Raw genomic sequence first — 6,873 nt, forward strand, 5'->3', positions numbered from 1 at the left:
GTGCATCGGCACCGGCATTTGATTCTTCAGACGGCTGGAAAATCAGCAAGACATTCTTGTGTAAATGCCCCGCGTCATGCTGTTCCTTGAGCCATTCGGCAAAAGTAAGAAGAATAGAAGCGTGCCCATCATGACCGCATGCATGCATTGCACCTTCATGGGATGATCGATAAGGCACATCTGTTTCTTCCTTTATCGGTAGCGCATCGATATCTGCTCTGAACCCGATCGTTTCTTTGTCATCAGAAGTCCCTTTGAAATAGACGACCGTAGCTGTTTCCAAAGGTTCGAAGTAGGGAATGTCCAGATAGCTGAGCTGCTGTCTTATATAGTTGGTTGTTTTAAATTCCTTAAAGGACAGCTCCGGAATTTGATGTAGGAACTGTCTGTGTTTTATAGCTCTTTCTAGTAAATCAGTCATGTCATCCTCCAGTTGATTCGGACAGTCTGCAGATGTCTCTTATTTATGATCAGAATTGCATTAGTTAGGTTGGTGCATTAGATGAGGTTAAGTTGTGCTACTCTTATTTCTTCAACTGTCTAAGTGCAGAAATAATAGCCACTTTATCCGATTCGACTTCATCTGTGTTTTTGATCTTGCGGGCAGGGACACCGGCAACGACAGTGTTTTCAGGAACATCTTCAGTGACGATTGCACCTGCAGCAACGACTGAGCCCTTACCGATCGTGACGCCTTCAAGCACTACAGCATTTGCACCAATCAGTACATTGTCTTCAACGACGACCGGCTTGGCGCTGGCAGGTTCGATGACTCCTGAAAGAACGGCACCGGCTCCAACGTGAACATTCTTACCAGTGATCGCACGACCACCAAGAATAGCACCCATGTCGATCATAGTGCCTTCTCCGACGACAGCACCTATATTTATGACTGCGCCCATCATAATGACTGCACTGTCACCGATGACCGCATGTTCTCTGATGAATGAACCCGGTTCGATGCGGGCGTTGACTTCTGTTGCATCGAGTAATGGAATAGCTGAATTACGACGATCCTGCTCAATGACCAGATCAGCTAATGCGTCACTGTTTTCATTGAAGAAGGGTTTCCAGTCGTTCAAGTCAGCGAAAATTGTATAGCTGCCATCAGATCCGAAGACTTTGAACGTATCGGGAAATTCGTCTTTCTTCATAGCTGTGTTCACATATATTTTTAGAGGGGTCGTCTTTTCTGAGTCACTGATGTACTGGATGATTTCCTTTGCGCTGAATTCTTTCATTATTTACACTCCTAAATTATTGTAGGTATAAAACCCATTAGTTTTGTTGATCAGTTTTTCGGCCACTGTCAAGGCACCGTTGGCGAAAATGTCTTTGGATTGAGCCGTATGCTTGATGGAAATGACTTCATCTACACCCGCAAACAGGACTTCGTGTTCACCGACGATCGTTCCGCCGCGGATGGTGGAAATGCCGATGTCTTTCTTGTCTCTTTTTTCGGTGACCTGACTGCGGTCGTAAACTTCCCTGGCATCCTGACGGCCGTTATCCTTGATCGCATCAAGCAGCTTGATCAATGTTCCGCTTGGCGCATCGATTTTTTTATTATGGTGCTTTTCGATCATTTCGATATCGTAAGCGTCCATAAGTGGTGCGAGGTGCTCGAGCAGTTGAGTGACGATATGCACCCCATAGCTCATGTTGGCAGAAAAGAAGACTGGAGCGGACTCCGCCTTTTCCTGCATCAATTTGACCAGAGTATCTTTTTCTCCGGTCGTCGCAATGACCATTGGGACAGTCAAATCAGACTGCAGCATGCGCTTAGTCAGATCCGGATGAGAAAAGTCGATCAGAACGTCCGCTTCAGGCAGTTGATCATCAAAGGATGTGAAAAGAGGGTAAGGACAGTTCTCTTCTTCGACTGGTGTGATCACACCGGCGATCGAATGCCCGCCTTTTTCTGCCAGTGCAGCGACACGTTTATTCATTGCGCCATAACCGACTAACAACAGCTTCATATTACCCGTCCTTTCTGATGGAATCAAACAAGCTGATCAGCACGTCTGATTCATTTTCTTCCAATTTGACAAGAGGCAGTCTCAGTTCGTATTCGCCATAACCCAGGTGACTGACAAGAGCCTTGATAGGAATAGGATTGACATCCACACCTAATGCATCCACTAACGGGAAAAGCAGCTGATGGGTCTCAAGGGCTGCTTTGTGATCAGTAGTCGCCTGCTCAAACAATTTTTGGTATTCATTTGGCAAGGCATTGGCCAGTACTGAGATGATGCCATGTCCGCCCTGTGCGAAGTAGGGAAGAGCCAGATCATCGTTTCCACTGTAGAAAGAGAAGCTGTCGTCTACTACTGCCTGAAGCCTGCTGAAGTGCGCAAAATCGCCTGTTGCGTCTTTCAAGGCAACGATATTATCGTGTTTAGCCAGAAGCTCAAGTGTTTCAGGTGCAATCGTCATGCCGGTACGAGACGGGACATCGTATAAGACGACAGGAATCGACACAGCATCTGCAACGGCTGTAAAGTGTGCCACAAGACCTTTCTGACTGGTCTTGTTGTAGTACGGCGTAATAACGAGTAGGGCATCGACACCAAGGGCTTCTGCTTCCTTGGATGCAGCGATCGTCTGAGCCGTATTGTTCGATCCTGTTCCGGCAATAACTGGAATATCTTTGTCGGCTACTTCCAGAGCAATTTTCAGGCAGTTGCGTTTTTCTTCTGCTGTCAGAGTCGAGCCTTCGCCAGTTGTTCCATTGATGACAAAAGACTGGATGCTGTTTTCTTTCAAAAACTTAAGGTGAGCACGTAATGCGTCGTAGTCAACAGCACCGTCAACGAAAGGGGTCGTGACTGCTGCAGCTGTTCCAGTAAATAAACGGGTCATATCAGTTTTCCTCTCCTTTAATCAGTTGGTCAAGTATCTGAACGGCATTCCACGCGGCACCTTTCAGTATATTGTCGCTTACTGACCATAAATGATACGAGTTCGGCAGACTTGGATCTTTTCTGATCCGTCCGACGTAAACGCCTTTTTTATGAGCAGCATCAAGCGGTGTAGGGTAAATTTCGTTTTCAGGGTCATCCATCAGTACAACAGAAGGAAAGCCTTCAAGCGAATGTCTGATTTCTTCCACACTCACTTCTTTTTCCAGTGTCACGTTCATGGCTACTGCATGTGCGTGAGGAACGGGAACACGAACGCATGTTGCCGTCACGTCTAAATCAGGCTGATTCAGTATTTTCTGTGTTTCCTTGATCATTTTCTGTTCTTCTTTAGTATAGCCGTCTTCCATAAAGACATCGATCTGTGGAATGACGTTGTGATAGATTGGGTGGTTGTAGTTCTGAGGTTTTTCTCCTTTTTCTCCGCGGTCCAAATCCTCTATACCTTTCCATCCGGACCCTGATACAGACTGATACGTTGTATAGGCAACACGAGTGACACCGAACCTATCTGCTAAAGGTTTTAAGGGGACCACAGACTGAATAGTTGAGCAGTTTGGATTGGCAATCAGCTTACGCTTCAGTGATGCGCGGTTGACCTCTGGAACGACCAGGTCTACTGAATCATCCATTCTCCAGGCGCTCGAGTTATCAATGATGACTGCACCTGTCTCTTCAAAGATAGGAGCGTACTCGAGACTTGTTCCTCCTCCGGCAGACATCAACACGTAATCATACTGACTGTTTCTGACGTGTTCTTCTGTCAGTTCTTCTACTATATACGTGTTTCCTTTAAAGGTTACTTCTTTTCCAGCTGAACGGGCTGATGAATACAGGGTAAGGGAATCAAAAGGAATTAATTCCTCGTCCAGGAGCTGAAGCATGGTCTGACCGACTAAGCCGGTCGCTCCGACTAGAGCTAGTGATACCATAGTTAAATCATCCTTTCGCAATTCTTATAAATCAAAAAATAAGTTTCAAAGTGTTGAAGTGTTGTCTAGCTTAACTACTCCCGTTGGTCGGTCGATCACAACAATAGTTGTACGTGCTGAAGCACTACAACTTGTAAGGACGTACCAGCCTCTCGAGAAAAAGATAAATGTACCCATTGCGCAGGATGCTCTTCTTCCGCATACTCTGTCTCTACGCATTGGAAATGCTAGAGTCACAGCAATTCGGGGCACATTTCCTCTACTCGCTATCGCTCGGTCGATCTCAACAATAGTTGTACGTGCTAAAGCACTACAACTTGTAAGGTCTACTCGCTATCGCTCGGTCGATCACAACAATAGTTGTACGTGCTAAAGCACTACAACTTGTAAGGTCTACTCGCTATCGCTCGGTCGATCTCAAGTATATCTGTAAGAGCTGAAGCTCGAACAGATACTAAGGTATTTTCTTGTCGAGGCTTAGCGGTACGTGAAGCTTTTCTTATAAATCAAATGTCTGACAGAGTATACGTGTGGCTTTTTCACCGTTTTCTCCATCGACTACATAGGAGACACTAATTTCTGATGTAGTGACCTGATAGAAGGGGATATCAGATTCTATCAAAGTCTTAAAAATTTTTGATGCGATACCAGTCATGTCTCTCATTCCTGCCCCGATGACTGATACTTTGCAGTAAGTTGTTTCGATTTTAACATAGAGATGATCATAATCCGACTTAAGCGAGTCGAACAGTTCGTTCAGTTCTCTTTCTTCAGATTCCTTGAATGTAAATGACAGCTGAAGGCCATCCTGATTCTGAATCTGAGAAATCATATCGATATTGATTTCAGCTTCTTCCAGTTTGATGAACAAGTCATGCAGGAAGGACTGACTTTCGTTAGGGTAGGTGATAGTGACGTGAGCCATCTCTTTATCCAGAGCTACACCTGTCACGGCTTTTCTTTCGAGCATTTGATCATTCGGCACGATCCATGTTCCTTTCTCATTAGAGAGTGTTTTTCCAAGATAAATAGGGATATTGTGATTATTGGCCAGTTCCACGCTTCTAGTCTCCAGTACACCGGCACCAAGAGCTGACATTTCCATCATTTCTTCAAAAGAGATCGTGTCCCATCTCTTGGCTTCAGGATAGACACGAGGATCTGTAGAAAAGACTCCAGTCACATCGGTGTAAATCTCACATGGGCAGTCAAGGGCGGATGCAATGGCAACAGCGGTCGTGTCGGATCCGCCTCTGCCAAGGGTCGTCAGTTCACCGGCCTTATTGAATCCTTGAAATCCGGCTACAATCAGTATGTTCTGCTCTTCAAACAACTGTTCAAGCAGATCAGTCTTGATTGATGAAATCTTACTTTTAAGGTGTTTACCAATCGTTTCGATGCCGGCCTGGTAGCCTGTGAGCGGTTTGGCGTTGACGTTCAGATCATTGAGTGCCAGCGACAGGAAAGAGATGGTCTGCTGTTCACCTGTCGTCAGAAGCATCGCTAGGTCTTTGTCATTCGGTTTAGATGTCAGTTCATTAACTGATGCCAGAAGCTGGTCAGTAGTCTTTCCCATAGCAGAGACAACGACAACTAGCTGCTCGTCAGCTTCTACACGCTCCTTAATGTACTGCGCAATATTTTTTATTTTTGAGAAGTCGGCCACACTTGATCCACCGAACTTTAGTACACTTCTTTTCATAGGCGCTCCTTTATCAGATTGGATAAAACGGACGGCTTCAACCGTGCAGCTTTTTGACTATAAAAAAAACAAGCCGGGAATGCCGACTTGTTTTAAATAACCTATCATAAACAAGTGGAAGCACTCCGTTAAGCACACGCTATGCGGCAGTCTGCATATTGTTCATATGCAACCCAACAACTTATCCTCTGTAAATAATAAGTCATTTCGGCAGATTTCCCTTTCCTTATTTCAGACTTACAGGTCTTTATGAAATAAGTACTCATGATTTCCGCGCCTCATCCAGTTCTAATCTTTAATTGTATAAATTTAATGTTCCTGATTAATAGCTTATCAAATATGCTTAGAGATGTAAAATGTTATTTTGAATTAATTGCATTTTCTAGAGAGAACAATCGACTAGTAGTTCAGTCATTATGTAACTATGAATGGTTTTGGTTGAAAGTGACCGTTTAATATTGTTTGTGACCGTTTTATATGTTAAAATTCAATAGTGAAGAGGTGAGGTAAGTGCTTACAGAAGACAGATATGCTTATATACTGAAGGTGCTGAATGAAAAAAATACGATCACAGTACAAGAACTGATCGATCAACTTAACCATTCTGAATCCACAATTAGACGGGACTTGACCGAGCTTGAAAATCAGGACAGGCTGGTACGTATTCATGGAGGAGCCAGAAGAAAGCGTCAGCCGACTGATGAGGCATCAATGGAAGACAAAACAGTCAAAAACACTCATGAGAAGCAGGCGATAGCCAGAAAAGCAATTGCACTGATTGAAGAACATGAGGTGGTTTTTCTGGACGCAGGATCGACAACCTATGAGATGATACCACTGCTTGCGGATAAGGATATTACGGTAGTAACGAATGGTGTGCCCCATGCAGCACGTCTGGCCGATTACCAGATCGAAGCGATACTTATCGGCGGGCGCATTAAGAAACGGACAAAAGCGGTCATCGGATCAGTTGCGGCAGATCAGCTGGGAGAATACCATTTTACCAAAGCATTCTTGGGTATGAATGGTGTCGATCCAGAAGCAGGCTTTACTACACCGGATGTTGAAGAGGCAGCTGTGAAGAAAAAAGCCATCCGACAGTCAAATGCGACGTATGTATTAGCAGACCCGACTAAATTTAATGAAGTCACGTTTGCTAAAGTGGCAGACATAGACGATTGTGCAGTCATTACCACATCTCTTGCAGAAGAACATAGAACAGTCGCAGAATTAACTAAAGTGGTAACTCCCAATAATCTATGAAAAATTATGTTTCCCAAATTTCTCGTTGCTCGTATGATGATTTCTGTCGATGAAG

General features: G+C 44.5%; 7 protein-coding genes and 1 riboswitch. Of the genes, 1 reads left to right on the top strand and 6 read right to left on the bottom strand.

The features are described 5' to 3' along the window. The 6 genes from ABFX15_RS10970 to ABFX15_RS10995 all read right to left on the bottom strand — a co-directional run. The coding region (locus ABFX15_RS10970; RefSeq protein ID WP_346025449.1) for a M20/M25/M40 family metallo-hydrolase at positions 1-421 on the bottom strand (421 nt) is incomplete at its 3' end. Positions 422-524: 103 nt separating this feature from the next. Beyond that, positions 525-1,241 carry a 2,3,4,5-tetrahydropyridine-2,6-dicarboxylate N-acetyltransferase gene (gene dapD, locus ABFX15_RS10975; protein WP_346025450.1) on the bottom strand — a complete coding sequence of 239 codons (717 nt, stop codon included), beginning with the start codon at positions 1,239-1,241 and terminating at the stop codon, positions 525-527. Between the two features lie 3 nt (positions 1,242-1,244). Further along, positions 1,245-1,979: a 4-hydroxy-tetrahydrodipicolinate reductase gene (gene dapB, locus ABFX15_RS10980; protein ID WP_346025451.1), complete on the bottom strand. Its 735-nt coding sequence runs from the start codon at positions 1,977-1,979 to the stop codon at positions 1,245-1,247. 1 nt (position 1,980) lies between these two features. Further along, complete coding sequence (gene dapA / locus ABFX15_RS10985) at positions 1,981-2,862, bottom strand: 4-hydroxy-tetrahydrodipicolinate synthase (protein ID WP_346025452.1); 882 nt, start codon at positions 2,860-2,862, stop codon at positions 1,981-1,983. Between the two features lies 1 nt (position 2,863). Further along, positions 2,864-3,853 carry an aspartate-semialdehyde dehydrogenase gene (locus ABFX15_RS10990; RefSeq protein WP_346025453.1) on the bottom strand — a complete coding sequence of 330 codons (990 nt, stop codon included), beginning with the start codon at positions 3,851-3,853 and terminating at the stop codon, positions 2,864-2,866. A 499-nt stretch (positions 3,854-4,352) separates the two neighbouring features. Then, positions 4,353-5,555, bottom strand: a complete 1,203-nt coding sequence (locus ABFX15_RS10995) for an aspartate kinase (RefSeq protein WP_346025454.1) — start codon at positions 5,553-5,555, stop codon at positions 4,353-4,355. Positions 5,556-5,665: 110 nt separating this feature from the next. Next, a riboswitch (Lysine riboswitch) is annotated at positions 5,666-5,845 on the bottom strand. 220 nt (positions 5,846-6,065) lie between these two features. Here ABFX15_RS10995 and ABFX15_RS11000 point away from each other — a divergent pair. After that, positions 6,066-6,818, top strand: coding sequence for a DeoR/GlpR family DNA-binding transcription regulator (locus ABFX15_RS11000; protein ID WP_346025455.1), 753 nt, complete (start codon positions 6,066-6,068; stop codon positions 6,816-6,818). The last annotated feature ends 55 nt before the right edge of the window (positions 6,819-6,873 follow it).

Origin of the sequence: Alkalibacterium indicireducens (assembly GCF_039522005.1) — a bacterium.
GTDB lineage: Bacteria > Bacillota > Bacilli > Lactobacillales > Carnobacteriaceae_A > Alkalibacterium > Alkalibacterium indicireducens.